The organism is Kitasatospora sp. NPDC001539 (assembly GCF_040298565.1).
Lineage (GTDB): Bacteria > Actinomycetota > Actinomycetes > Streptomycetales > Streptomycetaceae > Kitasatospora.
The window spans coordinates 23,317-43,770 of sequence record NZ_JBEPAK010000012.1 but is presented as its reverse complement, the minus strand read 5'-3'; the positions used below and the strand labels follow the sequence as shown (position 1 = coordinate 43,770).

General features: G+C 73.2%; 17 protein-coding genes and 1 tRNA gene. 16 read left to right on the top strand and 2 right to left on the bottom strand.

Features of this window, described 5'->3' with window-relative positions:
* Positions 1-129: 129 nt before the first annotated feature.
* The 8 genes from ABT247_RS04625 (at position 130) to ABT247_RS04590 (ending at position 8,213) form a co-directional block, all read left to right on the top strand.
* Entirely contained in the window at positions 130-1,284 is a 1,155-nt protein-coding gene (locus ABT247_RS04625) for an LLM class flavin-dependent oxidoreductase (protein ID WP_350737857.1), read from the top strand.
* The gene (locus ABT247_RS04620; RefSeq protein ID WP_350737854.1) at positions 1,281-1,778 is read left to right on the top strand and encodes a GNAT family N-acetyltransferase; all 498 of its coding nucleotides are present in this window, start codon (positions 1,281-1,283) and stop codon (positions 1,776-1,778) included. The genes ABT247_RS04625 and ABT247_RS04620 overlap by 4 nt, the downstream gene beginning before the upstream one ends.
* A gap of 10 nt (positions 1,779-1,788) precedes the next feature.
* Complete coding sequence (locus ABT247_RS04615; RefSeq protein WP_350737851.1) at positions 1,789-2,730, top strand: ABC transporter substrate-binding protein; 942 nt, start codon at positions 1,789-1,791, stop codon at positions 2,728-2,730.
* A gap of 47 nt (positions 2,731-2,777) precedes the next feature.
* On the top strand, positions 2,778-3,839 hold the full coding sequence (locus ABT247_RS04610; RefSeq protein ID WP_350737848.1) for an amino acid ABC transporter permease: 1,062 nt from the start codon (positions 2,778-2,780) through the stop codon (positions 3,837-3,839).
* A 77-nt stretch (positions 3,840-3,916) separates the two neighbouring features.
* Entirely contained in the window at positions 3,917-4,669 is a 753-nt protein-coding gene (locus ABT247_RS04605) for an amino acid ABC transporter ATP-binding protein (RefSeq protein WP_350737878.1), read from the top strand.
* An 86-nt stretch (positions 4,670-4,755) separates the two neighbouring features.
* Complete coding sequence (locus ABT247_RS04600) at positions 4,756-5,745, top strand: ABC transporter substrate-binding protein (RefSeq protein ID WP_350737845.1); 990 nt, start codon at positions 4,756-4,758, stop codon at positions 5,743-5,745.
* A gap of 196 nt (positions 5,746-5,941) precedes the next feature.
* Entirely contained in the window at positions 5,942-7,177 is a 1,236-nt protein-coding gene (locus ABT247_RS04595) for a serine/threonine-protein kinase (protein WP_350737842.1), read from the top strand.
* A gap of 184 nt (positions 7,178-7,361) precedes the next feature.
* Entirely contained in the window at positions 7,362-8,213 is an 852-nt protein-coding gene (locus ABT247_RS04590; RefSeq protein WP_350737839.1) for a fumarylacetoacetate hydrolase family protein, read from the top strand.
* A 40-nt stretch (positions 8,214-8,253) separates the two neighbouring features.
* Here the strand turns inward: ABT247_RS04590 and ABT247_RS04585 are convergent, their stop codons facing one another.
* Positions 8,254-9,015, bottom strand: a complete 762-nt coding sequence (locus ABT247_RS04585; protein ID WP_350737836.1) for a TetR/AcrR family transcriptional regulator — start codon at positions 9,013-9,015, stop codon at positions 8,254-8,256.
* Positions 9,016-9,178: 163 nt separating this feature from the next.
* On the opposite strand from ABT247_RS04585, the gene ABT247_RS04580 reads away from it, so the two are divergent.
* From ABT247_RS04580 to ABT247_RS04565, 4 genes are all read left to right on the top strand, one after another.
* Positions 9,179-10,933: a DUF885 domain-containing protein gene (locus tag ABT247_RS04580; RefSeq protein WP_350737833.1), complete on the top strand. Its 1,755-nt coding sequence runs from the start codon at positions 9,179-9,181 to the stop codon at positions 10,931-10,933.
* Positions 10,934-11,119: 186 nt separating this feature from the next.
* The gene (locus ABT247_RS04575; protein ID WP_350737830.1) at positions 11,120-12,769 is read left to right on the top strand and encodes an MFS transporter; all 1,650 of its coding nucleotides are present in this window, start codon (positions 11,120-11,122) and stop codon (positions 12,767-12,769) included.
* A 120-nt stretch (positions 12,770-12,889) separates the two neighbouring features.
* Entirely contained in the window at positions 12,890-13,807 is a 918-nt protein-coding gene (locus ABT247_RS04570; protein WP_350737827.1) for a carbohydrate kinase family protein, read from the top strand.
* 103 nt (positions 13,808-13,910) lie between these two features.
* Positions 13,911-14,915 carry a trypsin-like serine peptidase gene (locus ABT247_RS04565; RefSeq protein WP_350737824.1) on the top strand — a complete coding sequence of 335 codons (1,005 nt, stop codon included), beginning with the start codon at positions 13,911-13,913 and terminating at the stop codon, positions 14,913-14,915.
* 185 nt (positions 14,916-15,100) lie between these two features.
* Here ABT247_RS04565 and ABT247_RS04560 read toward each other — a convergent pair.
* Positions 15,101-15,172: transfer RNA gene (locus ABT247_RS04560), tRNA-Arg, on the bottom strand.
* Positions 15,173-15,342: 170 nt separating this feature from the next.
* Here ABT247_RS04560 and ABT247_RS04555 point away from each other — a divergent pair.
* The 4 genes from ABT247_RS04555 to ABT247_RS04540 all read left to right on the top strand — a co-directional run bounded on the left by ABT247_RS04555 (position 15,343) and on the right by ABT247_RS04540 (position 20,451).
* A complete protein-coding gene (locus ABT247_RS04555; RefSeq protein ID WP_350737875.1) occupies positions 15,343-15,762 on the top strand; it encodes a response regulator in 420 nt (139 codons plus the stop codon).
* A gap of 106 nt (positions 15,763-15,868) precedes the next feature.
* Positions 15,869-17,530 (top strand): arginine--tRNA ligase, encoded by a 1,662-nt coding sequence (gene argS, locus ABT247_RS04550; RefSeq protein WP_350737821.1) that lies wholly within the window; start codon positions 15,869-15,871, stop codon positions 17,528-17,530.
* Between the two features lie 98 nt (positions 17,531-17,628).
* Positions 17,629-19,020 (top strand): diaminopimelate decarboxylase, encoded by a 1,392-nt coding sequence (gene lysA / locus ABT247_RS04545; protein ID WP_350737818.1) that lies wholly within the window; start codon positions 17,629-17,631, stop codon positions 19,018-19,020.
* Positions 19,021-19,158: 138 nt separating this feature from the next.
* On the top strand, positions 19,159-20,451 hold the full coding sequence (locus ABT247_RS04540) for a homoserine dehydrogenase (RefSeq protein ID WP_350737815.1): 1,293 nt from the start codon (positions 19,159-19,161) through the stop codon (positions 20,449-20,451).
* Positions 20,452-20,454: the final 3 nt, after the last annotated feature.

Sequence of the window (20,454 nt, the reverse complement as noted above, 5' to 3'; positions counted from 1 at the left end):
CGGCAGTCACCCCTCCCGTACGCCTCCGGCTTCCCCGTCACGTGCCCGACGGCCGCCCCGCCGCGGCCGCCTCCGGTCCGCCCGCCCGCGGTCGACCGGACCGCCCCGCCAGACCCGAAAGGTTCCGCCATGCCCGTCGAATTCCTCGGCATCGCCGCCACCGCCGACGGTTCGGAGACGCACCCGCGCACCACCGCGGCCTTCGACCGCGACTACACCCTGCGACTGGCCAGGGCGCACGAGGACCACGGCTGGGACCGGGTGCTCTTCGCGTACGGCTCCGGCTCCCCGGAGCCGGCCGCCGCCGCGGCCTTCCTGGCCTCGCACCTCGACCGGCTGCAGATCCTGCTCGCGCACCGGCCGAACGTCTCCTACCCGACCTTCGCCGCCAAGACCTTCGCGACCCTGGACCAGATCAGCGAGGGCCGGCTGACCGTCCACTTCATCACCGGCGGCACCGACCACGAGCAGCAGCGCGAGGGCGACTTCCTCACCAAGGACCAGCGCTACGAGCGCACCCGCGAGTACATCGGGATCGTGAAGAAGGCCTGGACCAGCCGGGAGCCCTTCGACCACGAGGGCCCGCACTACCGCTTCAACGACTTCGTGTCCGACGTCTTCCCCGTCCAGCAGCCGCGCCCGGCGGTCTCCTTCGGCGGCTCCTCGGACGCGGCCTACGCGGCCGGCGGCGCCGAGGCGGACATCTACTGCCTCTGGGGCGAGCCGCTGGCCCGCACCGCCGAGCAGATCGAGCGGGTGAAGGAGGCGGCGCGGACCGCCGGACGGACCGACGTGCCGCGGATCCAGGTGGCGTTCCGGCCGATCATCGCGCCGACCGAGGAACTGGCCTGGGAGAAGGCGCACCGCACGGTGGCCGCGATCAGGGCCCGCCGGGAGAGCGGGGAGCTCGCCCCGCGCCGCCGCCCGGTCACCGCCGCACCCGAGAACACCGGCTCCCAGCGGCTGATCGAGATCGCCGAGGCGGGCGAGCGCTACGACCGCGCGCTGTGGACGCCGACCGCCGCGGCCACCGGCGGGGCGGGCAACTCCAACGCGCTGGTCGGCACCCCGGAGACGGTCGCCCAGGCGCTGCTGGACTACTACGACCTGGGCGTGGACATCCTCTCCGCCCGCGGCTACGACCTGCTGGGCGACGCGATCGACTTCGGCCGCCACGTCATCCCGATCGTCCGCGAGGAGGTCGCCAAGCGGGACGCCGCCAAGGCCGAGGCGGCGGCGCGGGCGGTGCACGAGCGCAACCAGCTGATCGCGGTGCAGGCGTGAGCGACGCCACGCGCAGCGAGTTCCGCAGGACCGGCCTGGACGACCCGCTGGTCGAGCCGCTGCTGCGCGAGCTCACCCACGAGTACGTCAGCCGCTACGGCCCCGGTGCCCACGAGGAGATGAGCCGCTACCCCGGTGAGGCCTTCGCCGAGCCGCACGGTGTGCTGCTGCTCCTGCTGGAGGACGGCGAGCCGGTGGCCGGCGGCGCGTACAAGCGGTACGACGAGCACACCGCCGAGGTGAAGCGGATGTGGACCCACTCCGCGCACCGCCGCCGGGGCCTGGCCCGCCGGGTGCTGGCCGAGCTGGAGCGGACGGCCGCCGCGGCCGGGTACCGCCGGATCTACCTCACCACCGGCCCGCGCCAGCCCGAGGCCAGGGGCCTCTACCTGGCCGCCGGCTACCGCCCGCTGTTCGACGTCACCGCCGACCCCCTGACCATCGGTCCGCTGCCCTTCGAGAAGTCCCTGCCGGCCCTGGTCCCGACCCGTTGAAAGGCCCCTCGTGAGAACCACCACCGCCTCCCGCCGCCTGCTCGCGGCCGCCGCGCTGCTGCCCGTCCTGGCGCTGGCCGCGTGCGGCTCGGACCCGAAGATCGCGGGCGCGGCGGGGGCGGGCGGATCCGCCGCCGCCGAGGACGTCGTCTCCGGCCTGGCCAGGTCCGAGACCGCGGCGGCGCTGCTGCCCGAGAAGGTGCGGGCGGCCGGGGTGCTGACGTTCGGCTCGTCCTTCGGCACCCCGCCCAGCGCCTTCTACGCCGACCAGGCCGGCCGCAAGCCCGTCGGGGTGGACGTGGACTTCACCGACGCGGTGGCCAAGCTGCTCGGTCTGACCGTGCGGCGCGAGGAGGCCGCCTTCGAGACCATCCTGCCCGCCCTGGACAGCGGCAAGTTCGACGTCGGCACCGGCAACTTCGGGGTCACCACCGCGCGGCTGAAGACCATCGACTTCGTCACCTACGTCGACGACGGCCAGGGCTTCGCGGTGAGGAAGGACAACACCGCCGTCCAGCCGATCACCGACCTGGCCCAGCTCTGCGGGCTGACCGTCGGCACCGGCGCCGGCACGACCTTCGAGACCACGCTCAACAGCAAGAAGGGCGTCTGCACCGAGGCCGGGAAGAAGCCGTACGAGGTCAAGGCGTTCAGCGAGAGCGGCGCGCTGCTGACCGCCCTCCAGCAGGGCCGGGTGGACGTCGAGATGTCCACCATCAACGGCCTGCGCCACCAGGCCGCGCAGGACGCCGCCGGGGTGCGCTTCCTCAACGAGTTCCACCGGTTGGACGTCGGCTTCGCCTTCAAGAAGGGCTCCGAGCTCACCCCGGCCTTCCAGGCGGCGGTCAACCAGCTGATCAAGGACGGGACGTACCAGCGGATCCTCAGGAAGTGGGGGATCACCGACTCGGCCATCCCGCAGTCGCAGATCAGCCCGTCCGAACACCCCTGAGGCCCGGCCCCGTCGGAAGCCGCGCAGGGCCCGTCGAAGGAGTCCCGATGACCGTCAGATCGCCCAGCACCGCCGGCGCCGCCGGCAGTCTCGACACCGTCAGCACCGTCAGCACCGTCAGCACCGAAAGCCGGCTCGGCACCGGCAGCGCCGGATCGCCACCGCCCCCGCCCGGGCCGGCCCCCGGCCTCGATCCCGCGGAGCTGGACGGCCTGCGGACCGTCCCCGCCCGGCACCCGTGGCGCTGGGCGGTCGGGATCGCCGCACTCGTCCTGCTGGCCCAGTTCGCCCACGGCCTGGTCGTCAACCCCGGCTGGGACTGGGCCACCTTCCGGCTCTTCTTCACCGCCGACACCGTCCTGCAGGCGATCGGCCGCACGCTCGAACTCACCGCCTACGGCACCGTGCTGGGCTTCGCGCTGGGCGCCGTGGTGGCCGCGATGCGACTGTCCCGCAGCGCGATCCTGCGGACCATCGCCTGGGCCTACGTCTGGGTGTTCCGTTCGATCCCGCTGATCGTCCAGCTGGTGTTCTGGTTCAACCTCTCCTACCTCTACAAGCGGTTCGGCTTCGGCATCCCGTTCGGCCCGACCTTCGGCGAGTTCGAGACGGTCGGCGTGCTCGGCGCGCTGGGCGCCGCGGTGCTCGGGCTCGGGCTGCACCAGGCCGCGTTCGCCGCCGAGATCATCCGCGGCGGCATCGTCGCGGTGGACGCCGGCCAGCGCGAGGCCGCCGCCGCGCTCGGCATCCCGCGCTGGCGGCAGGGCCTGCGGATCGTGCTGCCCCAGGCGATGCGGGGCATCCTGCCGGCCGCCGCCAACGAGGTGGTCTCGCTCCTCAAGGGCACCTCGGTGGTGTACGTGATGGCGATCGGCGAGCTGTTCTACCAGGTCCAGGTGATCTACGGCCGGACCGGCCGGGTGGTGCCGCTGCTGATGGTCGCCACGGTCTGGTACGTGCTGCTGACCACCGTGCTGTCGATCGGCCAGTACTACGTCGAGCGCCACTTCTCCCGGGGAGCCCGGCGCACCCCGCCGCCCACCCCGCTGGAACGCCTGCGGGCCTTCCTGCGCAGCCTGCCCGCCCGCACCACCGGAGGGAACCCGTGACCGCCCTGACCAGCACCGGCACCGAGACCGCCACCGCCACCGCCACGGATCCCGGGACCGCGACCGGGCCCGCGCCGATGGTGCAGGTCCGCGGCCTGCACAAGAGCTTCGGCGCCCTGGAGGTCCTGCGCGGCGTCGACCTGGACGTCCCGGCGGGCTCGGTCACCGTGGTGCTCGGCCCGTCCGGCTCCGGCAAGTCCACCCTGCTGCGGGCGATCAACCACCTGGAGAAGCTCGACCGCGGCTACGTCGCGATCGACGGCGAGCTGATCGGCTACCGGCGCTCCGGCGACCGGCTGTACGAGCTCAAGGAGCGCGAGGTGCTGCGCCAGCGCACCGGCATCGGCTTCGTCTTCCAGAACTTCAACCTGTTCCCGCACCTGACCGTGCTGGAGAACCTGGTCGAGGCGCCGATCGCCGCGCTGGGCCGCCCCCGGGCCGAGGCCAGGGCGAGGGCCCTGGCCCTGCTGGAGCGGGTGGGACTGGCCGACAAGTCCGCCGCCTACCCCCGGCAGCTGTCCGGCGGGCAGCAGCAGCGGGTCGCCATCGCCCGGGCGCTCGCCCTGGAGCCGAAGGTGCTGCTGTTCGACGAGCCGACCTCGGCGCTCGACCCGGAGCTGGTCGGCGAGGTGCTGGACGTCATCAAGGACCTCGCCCGCAGCGGCACCACGATGGTCGTGGTGACCCACGAGATCGGCTTCGCCCGCGAGGTCGCCGACACCGTCGTCTTCATGGACGGCGGCGTGGTGGTCGAGCAGGGCCCGCCCGCCGAGGTCCTGGACCGGCCGCAGCACGAGCGCACCCGGGCCTTCCTGGCCAAGGTCCTCTGAGGCCCGTCCTCGGACCCCCACCCGCGGGGTGCGAAGACGGGGCCCAGAACACCCGCACGTCCCCTTCACCGATCAGGAGTTCCGCCATGTCCCTACCCCGTCGCGCCCTCGTGACCGCCGCCGCCGCGCTCGCCGCCGCCGTCGCCCTGGCCGGCTGCGGCAGCGGTGCCACGGGCGCCGCGGCGGACCTCGCCCCGGCCAAGGGCAGCACCGCGCCGAACGGCACCGTGGTCAACCTGTCGGCCGACCAGAAGCGGGTGACCACCGGCAAGGTCGACGCGATCGCCGCGCTGGTGCCGGAGGAGATCAGGAAGCGGGGCACGCTGAAGGTCGTCGACTCCATCGGCACCACCCCGCCGCTGGACTTCTACGCCGACGACGACAAGACCGTCATCGGCGTCGAGCCGGACATCGCCTCGCTGATCGGCAACGTGCTCGGCCTCAAGGTCGAGCTCAACCCCGTCTCCTGGGAGAACATCTTCGTCGGCCTGGACAGCGGCAAGTACGACGTCGGCCTGTCCAACATCACCGTCACCGAGGAGCGCAAGGAGAAGTACGACTTCGCCACCTACCGGCTGGACATCCTCGGCTTCGAGGCCAAGAAGGGCAGCGGCCTCAAGGTCACCGGCGCCAAGGACCTGGCCGGCCGGTCCGTCGGGGTGGCGACCGGCACCAACCAGGAGAAGCTGCTGCTCTCCTGGAGCGAGGAGAACGTCCGCAACGGCCTCAAGCCGATCGACATCAAGTACTTCTCCGGCACCGAGTACTACCTCGCGCTCTCCTCCGGCCGGATCGACGTCTACACCGGGCCCAACCCGAGCCTGGCCTTCCACGCGGTGCAGACCGGCCAGACCGAGGTGGTCGGCACCTACTCGGGCGGCGGCGCGGACGTCCTCGGCAAGATCGCGGCGACCACCCACAAGGACAACGGCCTGGTCCGGGCGCTCAACGAGGCGATCAACGAGATGATCAGGAACGGCACGTACGGGCAGGTGCTCAAGCGCTGGGGCCTGGACGGCGAGGCGGTGCAGACCTCCGAGATCAACCCGCCCGGCCTGCCGAAGCCCAAGCCGTAGCCGGACCCGGAGCCGCGGCCGCGGGTTCGCCGCCGAGCCCGCGGCCGCGCCCTCAGCCGAGCTCGGAGTCGAGCCCGCGCCCGCCGTCGACCCGCGGCTCCGGCCCCGCGTCGTTCACCCGTTCGTCCCCGGCCGCCGCTAGGGTGGCCCATCCGACGGCGAACGACGTGCGGGCGCGGTCGAGTTGGGGGAGGACATGCGGAAGGGCGAGGTGCTCGACGGCCGGTTCCGGCTGGACGAGTGGCTGGGCAAGGGCGGCTTCGGCGAGGTGTGGCGGGCGACCGACGACTGGCTGGAACGGGAGGTCGCGGTCAAGCTGCTGCTGCCCGAGCACGCCGCCGACGCCGAGGCCGTCGGGCGGTTCGTCCGGGAGGCCAGGCTGGCCGGCGGCCTGTCCAACCCGCACATCGTCACGGTGCACGACTACGGCCGGATCGCGGACGGTACGGGGGAGATCCACTACCTGGTGATGGAGCTGGTCCGCGGCCGTCCGCTGTCCGCGATCCTCAAGGGCGGCCGACCGGACCACGGGCGGGCGCTGGCCTGGATGGCGCAGGTCTGCGAGGCGCTCGACGCGGCGCACCGCAGCGGGGTCGTCCACCGGGACATCAAGCCCGAGAACGTCATGATCGCGGAGGGCGCGGACCGCGCGAAGGTGCTGGACTTCGGCATCGCCCGGCTGCTCACCCAGTCCACCGGGCTCACCTCCACCGGCAGCGTGGTGGGCACCGTCCCGTACCTGGCACCCGAGTGCTGGTCCGGCGGCACGGTGGACGGCCGGACCGACCTCTACGCGTTCGGCGTGATGCTGTACGAGGTCTGCACGGGCCGGCGACCGTTCCACGCCGACTCGCCGTACGGGTACATGGTCAAGCACCTGGAGGCGACCCCGCCCGGGATCCGCAGCCACGACCCGGCCCTGGCCGACCTGGTCGCCCAACTGCTCGCCAAGCGGCCCGCCGACCGGCCGGCCGACGCCGCCGAGGTACTGGAGCGGCTGCGCCGGATCCGGCCCGGGATGCTGGGGCCGGACGACCCGAGCCCGGAGCAGCTGCGCCGCCGGGCCGACCAGGCCTGGCAGCGCGGCGCCGAGGGCGGTGCGGCGGAGGCCGTGGAGATCCTGCGCAAGCTCGTCCCCGACTTCGCCCGGATCTGCGGCCCGACCGACCCGCGCACCCTGCGCACCTGCCACGACCTGGCCCTCTGGCTGGCCCGGGGCGGCGACCGGGGCGCCGCCGTCGCCCTGCTGGACGCGCTGACGACGGAGCCCGGAGCCTCCCCGGAGGCCCGGGCCGACCTCCGGCGCGACCTCGCGCACTGGCAGCGGGAGGTGGACCGGCTCGGCCCGGGCGGGTTCGGCGGCGAAGGAGAGGACGGGGGCGAGGAGCTGAGCCTGGGGGTGCTGCTCGGCGGCGGCGCACAGGGCGGCTGATCCGGGCGTGTCAACCGTACGGGCCGCCGATTCGGGCCCCCGCAGACCTGTGGGTTTTGATGGGAACTCGCCCATCGAGACGGTCTGGTCCGCCGCCCCGGGCCGTTGATATACCTCGTTGCCAGACTCGGGAGCGGTGTCGCGCCGCCCCGGTGAGCTGCGACGAAAGGCTGGTGACGGATCGATGAAGCTCCTCCGCGTCGGACCCCCGGGCGCCGAGCGTCCGGTCGTACTGGGCGAGGACGGCACCGCGTACGACCTCTCCGGGCGGGCCCGTGACCTCGACGGGGCCTTCCTGGCCGGGCTGGACACCGCCGCACTGGCCGGGGAGGTGGCCGCGGGGGTGCTCCCGGTGGTGGACCTGTACGGCCTGCGGGTGGGCGCGCCGGTGGCCCGGCCCGGCAAGGTGGTCGGCATCGGGCTCAACTACCGCGACCACGCGGCCGAGGCCGGGGCGGCGATCCCGGACGAGCCGGTGATCTTCCTCAAGCCGAGCTCCACCGTCGTCGGCCCGTACGACGAGGTGCTGGTGCCGCGCGGCGGCGAGAAGACCGACTACGAGGCCGAGCTGGCGATCGTGATCGGCCGCACCGCCCGCTACCTGGACTCGCACGCCGAGGCCGCCGCGGTGATCGCCGGCTACACCATCGCCAACGACGTCACCGAGCGGGCCTTCCAGTTCGAGCGCGGCGGCCAGTGGGACAAGGGCAAGTCGGCGGAGACCTTCACCCCGCTCGGGCCCTGGCTGGTCACCGCCGACGAGGTCGCCGACCCGCAGGCGCTGGAGCTGCGGCTCTGGGTCAACGGCGAGCAGCGGCAGCACGGCAACACCGCCGAGATGATCTTCCCGGTGCTCGAACTCGTCCGGTACGCCAGCCAGTTCATGGTGCTGGAGCCCGGCGACGTGATCGTCACCGGCACCCCGGCCGGAGTCACCCTGGGCCGCCCGGGCACGCCGTTCCTCGCCCCGGGCGACGTCGTCGAGATCGAGATCGACGGGCTCGGCCGCCAGCGCCAGGTGCTCGGCAAGGCGTAGCCTCCGCGCGCCCGACCCTTGGCACGGGGGTCGGGACCGTCTACTCCTGCGGCCCGCCCAGCACCGCGCGCAGCCGCTCGGCCCGGTCCGTCCGCGGGCCGTCCAGCGCCAGCAGCGAGGCCAGGACCCGCGCGGTCTGCGGATCGTGCAGCGCCGTCGCCGCCGCCATCGCCGTGAACTGGTCCACCAGCCAGTCCCGCAGGTCCGCCACCGGCAGCGCGCGCCCCTCGTCCAGCCAGCTCAGCGACGCGCCCTCGACCATCGCGATCCACGAGCGCACCAGCAGGGTCAGCCGCGGCCCGGCCTCCCGCACACCGAGGTGCCGCACGGTCCGCTTGAGCGCGATCCGCCGCACGTCGTCCACGATCGCCGTGGTGCGGGCCGTCTCCACCACCGAGCCGCCGCGCAGCAGCGCCGAGTAACCGGCCTCGTGCTCGGCCACGAACTCGAAGTACCCGTCCAGCACGGCCGCCAGCTGCTCGGACGGCGTGCCGTCCGGCGGGACGGTGAACCGGCTGGTCAGCTCGTCCGCCGCGGTGCGCAGCGCGGCCTCGTACAGCTGCTGCTTGCCGCCGGCGAAGTAGCGGTAGACCAGCGGCCGGGAGGCCTCGGCGGCCTCGGCCACGTCGTCCAGGCTGACCTCCTCGGGCGGCCGGGCGGCGAACAGCTCCAGGGCGACCGCGATGAGCTGCTCGCGCCGCTGTTCGACGGGCAGCCGTCGGTAGCCGGTGCGGCGCGGCCGGGGGTCGGGTGCGGTCCGGGTGGGGGCCGGGCCGGTTGCCGTGGTGGGGCTGGCTTCCATGGCGGTCAGCGTAATGGGCGTCGGACCGATCGGGACCTGTCGGGCACGGATCTCTCCGAACGGCCGTTCGCGGTGCCCACCGCCCGTCAGATACCGGCCGGTGCAGGTCAACCGGTCCGCGGCAGGGGCTTGCAATCGGGCCCGGCAACGCGATGATGTGCGAATGGTTGAAGAACTGATCAATTCCGACGGCGGGACCCCGCGCGGCATCGCGGACGCGTACGTCCGCGCGCTGGCCGACCTCGACCCGCTGACCGCGGTGTACCTCGGCCTCGACCCCGAGGACGACCGGCTGCCCGACCTCTCCCCGGCCGGCGCCGAGGCGATCGCCGACCTCGCCCGCCGCACCCTGGCCCGGCTGGACGAGGTCGAGCGGGCCGGCGCCGCCGAGGACGAGTCGGAGCGGCGCTGCGCCCGGCTGCTCCGCGAGCGGCTGACCGCCGAACTCGCCGTCCACGACGCGGGGGAGAACTACCGCGCGGTGCGCAACCTGGCCTCCCCGGTGCACAACACGCGGGAGGCCTTCACCCTCATGCCCGCCGGCACCGAGGACGAGTGGCGGGTGATCGGCCGCCGGCTGGCCCGCCTCCCGCTGGCGCTGGAGCAGTACCGGCAGACGCTGGCCGAGGGCATCGAGCGGGGGCTGCTGTCCGGCCCGCGCCAGGTGGAGACGGTGATCGGGCAGTTCGGCGAGTGGCTGGGCGAGGCGCCGGCCGAGGGCGCGCCGGCCGGTCCCTCGGACGAGGGCGGGCAGGGGCGCGGGGCGGGCTGGTTCGGGCAGTTCGTCCAGGACGCCCCGGAGGCCGTGCGCGCCGAGCTGTCCGACCACGCGGTGGCCGCCGCACGGGCGCTGGCCGCGCTGCGCGACTGGATGCGCGACGTGTACGCCCCGGCCGCCGCCGGCACCCCGGATCCGGTCGGCCGGGAGCGCTACGGCCGCTGGGTGCGCTACTGGACCGGCGCCGACCTGGACCTGGACGAGGCCTACGCCTGGGCCTGGGGCGAGTTCCACGACCTGTACGCGCAGATGACGGCCGAGGCGGAGAAGGTGCGCCCGGGCGCCGACCCGATGACGGCGATGAAGTGGCTGGAGGAGGACGGCCCGGCCATCGAGGGCGCCGAGCCGGCCCGGGAGTTCCTCCAGGGCCTGATGGACCAGGCGGTCCGGGACCTCCAGGGCACCCACTTCGACCTGGCGGAGCCGGTCACCCGGGTCGAGTCGCGGATCGCCCCGGCCGGCAGCGCCGCCGCGCCGTACTACACGGCTCCCTCGCTGGACTTCAGCCGGCCGGGGCGGACCTGGCTGCCGCTGCTCGGCAAGGAGCGCTTCCCGGTCTGGGACCTGGTGTCCACCTGGTACCACGAGGGCGTCCCGGGCCACCACCTGCAGCTCGCGCAGTGGAACTACGTCGCCGACCGGCTCTCCACCTACCAGGTGAGCCTCGGCGGGGTCAGCGCCAACATGGAGGGCTGGGCGCTGTACGCCGAGCGCCTGATGGACGAGCTGGGCTACCTCACCGACCCGGGCCACCGCCTGGGCTACCTCAACGCCCAGATGATGCGGGCGCTGCGGGTCATCATCGACATCGGCATGCACCTGGGCCTCGACTTCCCGGCCGACTCGCCGTACCGGCCGGGCGAGCCGGTGAGCCCGGAGCACGCCCGGGAGTTCTTCGGGCTGTACTGCGGTCTGGCTCCGGAGTTCCTGGACAGCGAGCTGGTCCGCTACCTGGGGCTGCCCGGTCAGGCGATCGGCTACAAGCTCGGCGAGCGCGCCTGGCTGCGCGGACGGGCGGCGGCGAAGGCGGCGCACGAGGCGCGGGGCGAGGAGTTCGACCTCAAGGCCTGGCACATGGCGGCGCTCTCGCAGGGCTCGCTGGGCCTGGACGACCTGCTCGCGGAGCTGTCGGCGCTGTAGCCGGGGGTGCGTCCGGGAGCGGACGGCGCGGGGCCCCGGGACTCGGTCGCGAGTCCCGGGGCCCCTGGTCATTTCGTCCCGTTTGGGACCGTTTGACCAGGTTTTTGCTTGCCATTCGTCCACACCGGCGCTTGGCTGGAAGGCGACTGCGTGACCTCTCCGTACCCACTCCGGAAGGCTCGACCAGTGTCCTCGCACCTTGCCACCGGTCATGAGGAGGCGGACAGTCGCCGCTGGTGGGCCTTGGCGGTCATCGCCATCGCCCAGCTCATGATCGTCCTCGACATCACCATCGTGAACATCGCGCTGCCGTCCGCCCAGCGGGACCTGGGCATCACCGACGCGGACCGGCAGTGGGTGATCACCGCCTACACCCTCGCCTTCGGCGGCCTGCTGCTGCTCGGCGGGCGGCTGGGCGACCTCTTCGGCCGCAAGCGCGTCTTCACCATCGGCCTGCTGGGCTTCGCCCTCGCCTCCGCCCTCGGCGGTGCGGCGGTCAGCCCGGCCATGCTCTTCGGCGCCCGCGCCCTCCAGGGCGCGTTCGGCGCCCTGCTCGCCCCCTCCGCGCTGGGGCTGCTCTCCACCACCTTCTCCAATCCGAAGGAACGCAGCACGGCCTTCGGCATCTTCGGAGCGATCGCCGGCGGCGGCGCCGCGATCGGTTTCATCGCCGGCGGCCTGCTGACCGAGTACCTCAACTGGCGCTGGTGCCTGTTCGTCAACACCCCGATCGCCGTCGTCACCGCCTTCGCGGCCTTCTCCGTGCTCAAGCGCGACCACATCGCCAAGGGGCGCCGGATCAGGCTCGACCTGCCGGGCGCGGTGCTCGGCTGCGGCGGCCTGCTCGCGATCGTCTTCGGCACCTCCGAGGCCGTGACCAGGGGCTGGAGCGACGCTCTGGTGATCGGCTCGCTGGTCCTGGGCGTGGCGCTGCTCGCGGTGTTCGTCCTGGTCGAGAAGCGTTCCGCGCACCCGCTGCTGCCGATCCACATCGTGGCCGAGCGCAACCGCGGTGGCGCCGCGCTCTCGGTGGGCCTGGCCATGGTCGGCATGTTCGGCCTGTTCCTCTTCCTGACCTACTACATGCAGGCCATCAAGCACTTCTCGCCGGTGGTCTCGGGCATCTCCTTCCTGCCCATGACGGGCGCCATCGTGCTGAGTTCGACCGGCATCGCGGCCCGGCTGATGACCAGGGTGCCGTCCCGCAACCTGATCGCCCCGGGGCTGCTGCTGGCCGCGGGCGGCATGGCCTGGCTGACCCAGATGAAGGTGGACAGCCCGTGGGCCGCCATGGTCCTGCCCTCCGTGCTGCTGATCGGCTTCGGGATGGGCCTGGTGTTCATGCCGTCGATGAGCCTGGCCACCCTCGGGGTCGCCCCCAACGAGGCCGGCGCGGCCTCGGCCACCATCAACTCGGCCCAGCAGGTGGGCGGTTCGCTCGGGACGGCGCTGCTGAACACGATCGCCGCCAGCGCCACCGCGACCTGGCTGGCCACCCGGGCCGCGAGCGATCCACTGGTGCAGGCCCGCGGTGCGGTGCACGGCTACGTGGCCGCCACCTGGGTCGCGATGGGCGTGCTGCTGGCGGCCGCGCTGGTCGCCTTCCTGATGATCGACCACCGCCCGGAGCCCGGTGAGGCGACCGCTGTCCCGGGCGCTGCCGGGGCCGAGACCGCTGCCGGGACCGCTGCCGGGGCCGAGACCGCGGTGCCGGTGCGGGCCGTGGACGGACGGCCGAGTCCGCGGGCCGCCGCGGCGGCCGACGTGAGGGCCAACGTCAGGCCCCCCGCCGAGTCCCGGGCGGAGGCGGGCGCGGAGCGGCCGCCGGCCGACTGAGGGGTCGGCCCGGGGGAAGCCGCCGAGCGGCCCCGGCTGGAATTTTCAGCAAGATCTTGCAGTCAACCTCCGGCGCCTGCTTGACTCCTGGCCACCGTCCAGCGATCAAGGAGGCGCCGCGTGCAGCCGGAAACCGAAGCGGCCGAGTTCGACCTGCTCGTCGTGGGCGGCACCGGCGTGGACACCATCGTCCGGGTCGACCGGTTGGAGATCCCGCCCGGCGACTCGCGGTACGTGGAGCCGGTGCGCGACTACGTCGGCCACACCGGCAACGGCGTCGCCCTCGGCGCCCACCACCTCGGGCTGCGCACCGCATTCCTGGACTACCTCGGCGACGACCCCCAGGGCGACCTGGTCCGTGCCCACTACCGGCGCCACGGCCTGCACTTCGCCCACCTGGTGAGCCCGTACGGCACCCCGCGCGGGGTCAACCTGGTCGACGCGGCCGGCCGCCGGTTCTCCTTCTTCGACGGCCGCCACCCCGCCGACCTGCGCTTGCCGCGCGAGTTCTACCTCCCGTACGCGCGGCGCAGCCGGCACGTCCACCTCTCGATCACCGGCGTCAACCGCGACATGTACGGCGACCTCCACCGGCTCGGCCGCACCACCTCCACCGACCTGCACGACTGGGACGGCGCCGAGCCGCACCACCGCGACTACGCCCTCGGCTCCGACCTGGTGTTCCTCTCGGTGGCCGGCTGCCGGGGCCGCCACGAGCAGGTGATGCGCGCGATCCTCGCCGAGGGCCGGGCCGCCGTGGTCACCGCCACCGACGGCGCCGACGGCTGCCACCTGCTGACCCGCGAGGACGGCGTGCTGCGCCACCTCCCGGCCGTCGACCCGGGCCGCCCCGTGGTGGACACCAACGGCGCCGGCGACGCCTTCGTCACCGGCTTCCTCTACGCCTGGTTCCGCGGCCACCCGGCGGTGGACTGCGCCCGGGCCGGCGCCGTCGCCGGCGCCTTCGCCTGCACCACCGCCGGCACCCACACCGACTTCGTCACGGCCGCCGAACTCGATAACCTGTTGGGCCGGTGACCGGTTTCTCATCGACCTTCAAGCCTGCGGTAACGCCCCTTCCAGGCTGAGGCGCCATAGTCGTCGACCGAACGCCGCCACCCCCAGGGCAGGAGAGTCAGACATGGGTCAGCACCGCCGCGCGAGGCCGCGCCGCCGCCGTCTGCTCGCGCCGTCGCTGTTCGCCGCGCTGTCGGCCGTCGTGGTGGCCGCGGTGGTCGCCGGGACGCACGGGCTGGACCTGTCCGACGCGACCGCCGCCGGCAAGGCGGCTCGCAGCGTCAGGGCCGCCGGGCCGGCCGCCACCGCCTCGCCCGACGCGACCACCGCCCAGCCCGCCGCACCCGGCCCGGCCTCGGCCGCGACGCCGAGCGGCAGTGCGACCCCCACCGCCGTACCCAGCCCCGCCGGCACCCCGGCGGCCACCGCACCGGCCACCCCCGTCGCCTCCGGCAGCCCCGCCGCCCACGGCGCCACCCTCGGCACCACCGCCCCCGCCCCGGCCGACGACAAGGAGACCGCCACCGTGGGCGCGCTGTTCAGCGGCCCGGTGGAGGCGGGCAACCACTTCTGCACCGCCAGCGTGCTGCACAGCGCCACCGGCAACCTGCTGCTGACCGCCGCGCACTGCGTCAGCAGCACCGACGGCGTCACCTTCGCCCCCGGCTACCGCGACGGCTCCGCCCCGTACGGCACCTGGCGGGTGACCGCCGTCCACACCGCCAGCGGCTGGTCCCAGAAGGGCGACGTGGACGAGGACTTCGCGATCCTGGAGACCGCCCCCAACAACGGCCGCGCGGTCGAGGACGTGGTCGGCGGCAACCGCCTGGGCACCGACGAGCCCTTCGACGCGACCGTCCGCCTCTACGGCTACCCGGCCGACTCGGAGACGCCCAGCCTCTGCACCAACACCACGGACCAGCAGAGCGCCTACCAGCGCGTCATTCAGTGCCCGTCCTACCCGTCCGGCACCAGCGGCGGCCCGTGGATCGACACCGCCACCGGCGACGTGGTCGGCGCGATCGGCGGCTACCAGCAGGGCGGTGACACCGACGACGTCTCGTACAGCGCCTACTTCGACCACACCATCGCCGACCTGTACGCCCAGGCCGAGTCCGCCGCGTCCTGATCTGCGGGCCGGGACAGGACAGGACCGGAACGCTCCGGCCGCCGCCCCGGACGGCGCGGGACGGCACGGGACGACTCCGGAAGGCTCCGGCGCACCTCCGGAGCCACCAGGGCCCGGACATGACGAAGGCCCAGATCCGTGGAGCAACTCCACTGGTCTGGGCCTCTGTTGCACTTGCTGCGAAGTGCCCCCGGTAGGATTCGAACCTACGCACCCGCCTCCGGAGGGCGGTGCTCTATCCCCTGAGCTACGGGGGCCTGTCGGCCTGTCGGCCGCTTCCGCGTTCCGACGGAATGAACACTACCAGGCTTCGGCCGTGGTCCGTGCACGGTTTCCCGGAAAGATCGTCGGGGCCGGCCCCGGGCGGAAGTGCCCAAAGGCCGGACGGGGCGGTGGGGCCGCCGATACCCTCGGTGAGGTGTCGGGAGTGTCCGGGCGGGTCCTCGTGGTGGACGACAGCGAGGTGATCCGCCAGCTGATCAGGGTCAACCTGGAGCTCGAGGGCTTCGAGGTGGTGACCGCCGCCGACGGCGCCGAGTGCCTGGAGGTGATCCGCCGGGTGAGGCCCGACGTGGTGACCCTGGACGTGGTGATGCCGCGGCTGGACGGCCTGCGGACCGCGGCCCGGCTGCGGGCCACCCCGGACACCTGCCGGCTGCCGATCGCGATCGTGAGCGCCTGCACCCCGGCGGACCTGGACCTGGGGGAGACCGTCGGCGTGGACGGCTACCTCGGCAAGCCCTTCGACCCGGCGGACCTGGTGGCCCTGGTCCGGCGCCTGATGCGGCTCACCGGACCGCCCGGTGGCTTTCGCTCTGGGCGAACAGAACGCACGGATCTCGGCTGACCTCCCCTGCCGGAGCGGTGCGACGGCCCCGCGGCCCGGGGATCGCGGCGTCTCAACGGGTAAACCGGGTGCGGGCGGGCACCCCGTCTCGCCTACGCTTGGCGTCGTGACCCCCGCAGACCTTTCCCAGGCAATCCAGGCCGCAGTGAGCTCCGCCGTCGAGGCGGGCGAGCTGGCCGTCGCCGTGCCCGAGCACGTGACGGTCGAACGGCCCAAGAACCGGGACCACGGCGACTACGCGACGAACGTGGCCCTCCAGCTCGCCAAGGCGGCCGGCAAGCCGCCGCGAGCCGTTGCCGAGGTCCTGGCCGGGCGCCTGCGAGGGATCACCGGCGTGGCCGAGGTCGACATCGCCGGTCCGGGCTTCCTGAACATCACCCTGGACACCGCCACCGCGGGCGCGCTGGCGCGCACCGTCGTCGAGGCGGGCGAGGCCTACGGCCGCAACGAGGCCCTCAAGGGCCTGAAGATCAACCTGGAGTTCGTCTCCGCCAACCCGACCGGCCCGATCCACATCGGCGGCGTCCGCTGGGCCGCCGTCGGCGACTCGCTGGCGCGCGTCCTGCGGGCCTCCGGCGCCGACGTCACCACCGAGTACTACCTCAACGACGCGGGCGTGCAGATCGGCAAGTTCGCCGCCTCGCTGCAGGCCGCCGCGAACGGCCGCGAGGTGCCCGAGGGCGGGTACGTCGGCGAGTACGTCGTCGACATCGCCAAGGCGCTCACCGACGCCATCCCGGGCGTGCTCGACCTGCCCGAGGACGAGCAGCTGCAGGTCTTCCGCACCGAGGGCCTCAAGCTCATGGTCGCCGAGATCAAGCGCTCCATGGACGAGTTCGGCACCCACTTCGACGTGTGGTTCTCGGAGAAGACGCTGCACGACTCCGGCGCCGTCGAGCAGGCCATCGACCGGCTGCGCGAGCAGGGCCACGTCTTCGAGCAGGACGGCGCCGTCTTCCTGCGCACCACCGACTTCGGCGACGACAAGGACCGCGTCCTGGTCAAGGCCGACGGCGACAAGACCTACTTCGCCGCCGACGCCGCGTACTACCTCTCCAAGCGGGACCGCGGCGCCGAGGTCGCGCTCTACATGCTGGGCGCCGACCACCACGGCTACGTCAACCGCCTCAAGGCCATCGCCGCCTGCGCCGGCGACGACATGGACCGCAACATCGAGGTGCGGATCGGCCAGTTCGTGAAGATGCTCCGCGACGGCGAAGAGGTCCGCATGTCCAAGCGGGCGGGCAACATCATCACGATCGACGACGTGGTCGAGTGGATCGGCGTGGACGCCGCCCGCTACACCCTGGCGCGCTCCTCCACGGACTCGACGATCACGCTCGACATCAACGTCCTGACCAGCCAGACCAACGAGAACCCGGTCTACTACGTCCAGTACGCCCACACCCGGATGTGCGGCGTGGCGCGCAAGGCCGCCGAGCTGGGCGTGGACAAGGGCACCGCCGAGCAGTTCAAACCCGAGCTGCTCGCCACCGAGTGGGAGAACGACATCCTCGGCGCCCTCGGCGAGTTCCCGCGCGTCCTGGCCACGGCCGGCGAGCTGCGCGAGCCGCACCGGGTCGCGCGCTACCTGGAGGACCTCGCGGGCAAGTACCACCGCCTGTACGAGAACTGCATGTTCCTGCCCAAGGGCGACGAGGAGCTCAACGACACGCACCGTGCCCGGCTGTGGCTGGTCGAGGCCACGCGCACGGTCATGGCCAACGGCCTGACGCTCCTGGGCGTCACGGCACCCGAGCGGATGTAGGCACCACCCCCAAGCGACGGCGGGGGCGGCTGACGGTCAACGGGGACCGTCGCCGCCCCTCGCCATAGGTCTCACAGGTCTCGAAGGACGCCGTACACATGAGTCGTTCCGCACACCCCGCAGGCCCCCGGCACGGCGACGTCCTGCCCGACGGCCACTACCAGGCCCCGCCGGCCGACCTGAACGCCCTCGACCCCAAGGTGTGGTCGTGCACCGTCGACCGCGACGCCGAGGGCGTGGTCACCGTCGGCGGGATCGACGTCAAGCAGCTGGCGGCCGAGTTCGGCACCCCCGCCTACGTGATGGACGAGGAGGACTTCCGCTCCCGCGCCCGCGCCTGGCGGGACGCCTTCGGCACCGAGGCGGACGTCTACTACGCCGGCAAGGCCTTCCTCTCCAAGGCGATCGTGCGCTGGCTGCACGAGGAGGGCCTCAACCTCGACGTGTGCAGCGCCGGCGAGCTGGCCGTCGCACTGGCCGCCGGGATGCCGGCGGAGCGGATCGCGCTGCACGGCAACAACAAGTCGGCGGACGAGCTCGAACACGCGGTGAAGAGCGGCGTCGGGCACATCGTGGTCGACTCCCACGAGGAGATCGAACGGCTGGCCGCGATCGCCGCCCGCCAGGGCGTGCGCCAGCCGGTGCTGATCCGGGTCACCGTCGGCGTCGAGGCGCACACCCACGAGTTCATCGCCACGGCGCACGAGGACCAGAAGTTCGGCCTCTCGCTGACCGGCGGAGCGGCCGCCGAGGCGGTGCGCCGGGTGCTCGGCCACGCCGGCCTGGAGCTGCGGGGCATCCACTCGCACATCGGCTCGCAGATCTTCGACACGGCCGGCTTCGAGGTGGCGGCCCGCCGGGTGGTCGGCCTGCTGGCGCAGATCCGCGACGAGCACGGCGTCGAGCTGCCCGAGATCGACCTGGGCGGCGGCCTCGGCATCGCCTACACCAGCGAGGACGACCCGCGCGAGCCGGCCGAGATCGCGGCCGCGCTGGCCGACATCGTGCGCCGCGAGTGCGCCGCCGCGAACCTCGCCGCGCCGCGGCTGAGCGTGGAGCCGGGCCGGGCGATCGTCGGCCCGACGGCGTTCACCCTGTACGAGGTCGGCACGGTCAAGCCGCTGGAGGGCCTGCGCACCTACGTCAGCGTGGACGGCGGGATGTCCGACAACATCCGCACCGCGCTGTACGACGCGGAGTACTCGGTGGCCCTGGCCTCCCGCACCAGCGAGGCCGAGCCGATTCTGGTCCGGGTGGTCGGCAAGCACTGCGAGTCCGGTGACATCGTCGTGCGGGACGCCTTCCTGCCGGCCGACCTCGCCCCGGGCGACCTGATCGCGGTGCCCGCGACCGGGGCCTACTGCCGCTCGATGGCGAGCAACTACAACCACGCCCTGAAGCCCCCCGTGGTCGCCGTCAGGGACGGTGCGGCCCGGGTGATCGTCCGGCGCGAGACGGAGGAGGATCTCCTGCGCCTGGATATCGGATGACGAAATTCTCGTCTCAGATCATGGAACGACCGTAGATCCGTGCGGAAAGTCCCCGAGACTGGTACGGACCGAGGTTTCCGGCGGCCCGGAAAAAGCCGCCGGAAACACAGAAGCACGATGAATGCAGAGCGGAGTCGGATGATGCGTACGCGCCCGCTGAAGGTGGCGTTGCTGGGTTGTGGTGTGGTGGGCTCCGAGGTGGCGCGCATCATGACGACGACGGCCGACGACCTCGCCGCTCGCATCGGTGCCCCGGTCGAACTCGCCGGGATCGCGGTCCGCCGGGCCGGCCGGGTCCGCCCCGGCGTGCCCGAGCACCTGATCACCACCGACGCCGAGGCCCTGGTGGGCAGGGGCGACATCGACGTGGTGGTCGAGGTGGTGGGCGGCATCGAGCCCTCCAAGTCGCTGATCCTGTCCGCCTTCGAGCAGGGCGCCTCGGTGGTCAGCGCCAACAAGGCGCTGCTCGCCAAGGACGGCACCGAACTGCACGCCGCGGCCGCCCGGGCGGGGGTGGACCTCTACTACGAGGCCGCGGTGGCGGGGGCGATCCCGCTGCTGCGCCCGCTGCGCGAGTCCCTCGCCGGGGACAAGGTCGACCGGGTGCTGGGCATCGTCAACGGCACCACCAACTTCATCCTCGACAAGATGGACACCACCGGCGCCGGCTACTCGGAGGCGCTGGAGGAGGCCACCGCGCTCGGCTACGCCGAGGCCGACCCGACGGCCGACGTGGAGGGCTTCGACGCCGCCGCCAAGGCCGCGATCCTGGCCGGCATCGCCTTCCACACCAAGGTGACCGCGGCGGACGTCTACCGGGAGGGCATCACCGAGGTGACCGCCGCCGACATCGCCTCCGCCAGGGCGATGGGCTGCGTGGTCAAGCTGCTCGCGATCTGCGAGCGGGCGAGGGACGGCGAGTCCGTCACCGCGCGCGTCCACCCGGCGATGATCCCGCTGTCGCACCCGCTGGCCTCGGTCCGCGAGGCGTACAACGCGGTGTTCGTCGAGGCCGAGGCCGCGGGCCGGCTGATGTTCTACGGCCCGGGCGCGGGCGGCTCGCCGACCGCCTCCGCGGTGCTCGGGGACCTGGTCGCGGTCTGCCGCAACAAGCTGGCCGGCGCCACCGGGCCCGGTGACTCCCTGTACACCCGGCTGCCGGCCAAGCCGATGGACGAGGTGGTCACCCGCTACCACGTCAGCCTGGACGTGGACGACCGCGCGGGCGTGCTCGCCCAGGTCGCGTCCGTGTTCGCCGAGCACGGCGTGTCCATCGACACCGTGCGCCAGCAGGGCCGCGACGGCGACGCCTCGCTCGTCGTGGTCACCCACCGTGCCACCGACGCCGCGCTGTCGGCGACGGTCGACAAGCTCCGCGCGCTGGACAGCGTGCGGGACGTGGCCAGCATCATGCGGGTCGAAGGGGAATAAGGA

Coding starts and splice junctions, on each gene's coding strand:
- ABT247_RS04625 (WP_350737857.1), top strand. CDS start 130: ATGCCCGTCGAATTCCTCGGCATCGCCGCCACCGCCGACGGTTCGGAG.
- ABT247_RS04610 (WP_350737848.1), top strand. CDS start 2,778: ATGACCGTCAGATCGCCCAGCACCGCCGGCGCCGCCGGCAGTCTCGAC.
- ABT247_RS04605 (WP_350737878.1), top strand. CDS start 3,917: ATGGTGCAGGTCCGCGGCCTGCACAAGAGCTTCGGCGCCCTGGAGGTC.
- ABT247_RS04600 (WP_350737845.1), top strand. CDS start 4,756: ATGTCCCTACCCCGTCGCGCCCTCGTGACCGCCGCCGCCGCGCTCGCC.
- ABT247_RS04595 (WP_350737842.1), top strand. CDS start 5,942: ATGCGGAAGGGCGAGGTGCTCGACGGCCGGTTCCGGCTGGACGAGTGG.
- ABT247_RS04590 (WP_350737839.1), top strand. CDS start 7,362: ATGAAGCTCCTCCGCGTCGGACCCCCGGGCGCCGAGCGTCCGGTCGTA.
- ABT247_RS04585 (WP_350737836.1), bottom strand. CDS start 9,015: ATGGAAGCCAGCCCCACCACGGCAACCGGCCCGGCCCCCACCCGGACC.
- ABT247_RS04580 (WP_350737833.1), top strand. CDS start 9,179: ATGGTTGAAGAACTGATCAATTCCGACGGCGGGACCCCGCGCGGCATC.
- ABT247_RS04565 (WP_350737824.1), top strand. CDS start 13,911: ATGGGTCAGCACCGCCGCGCGAGGCCGCGCCGCCGCCGTCTGCTCGCG.
- lysA (WP_350737818.1), top strand. CDS start 17,629: ATGAGTCGTTCCGCACACCCCGCAGGCCCCCGGCACGGCGACGTCCTG.
- ABT247_RS04540 (WP_350737815.1), top strand. CDS start 19,159: ATGATGCGTACGCGCCCGCTGAAGGTGGCGTTGCTGGGTTGTGGTGTG.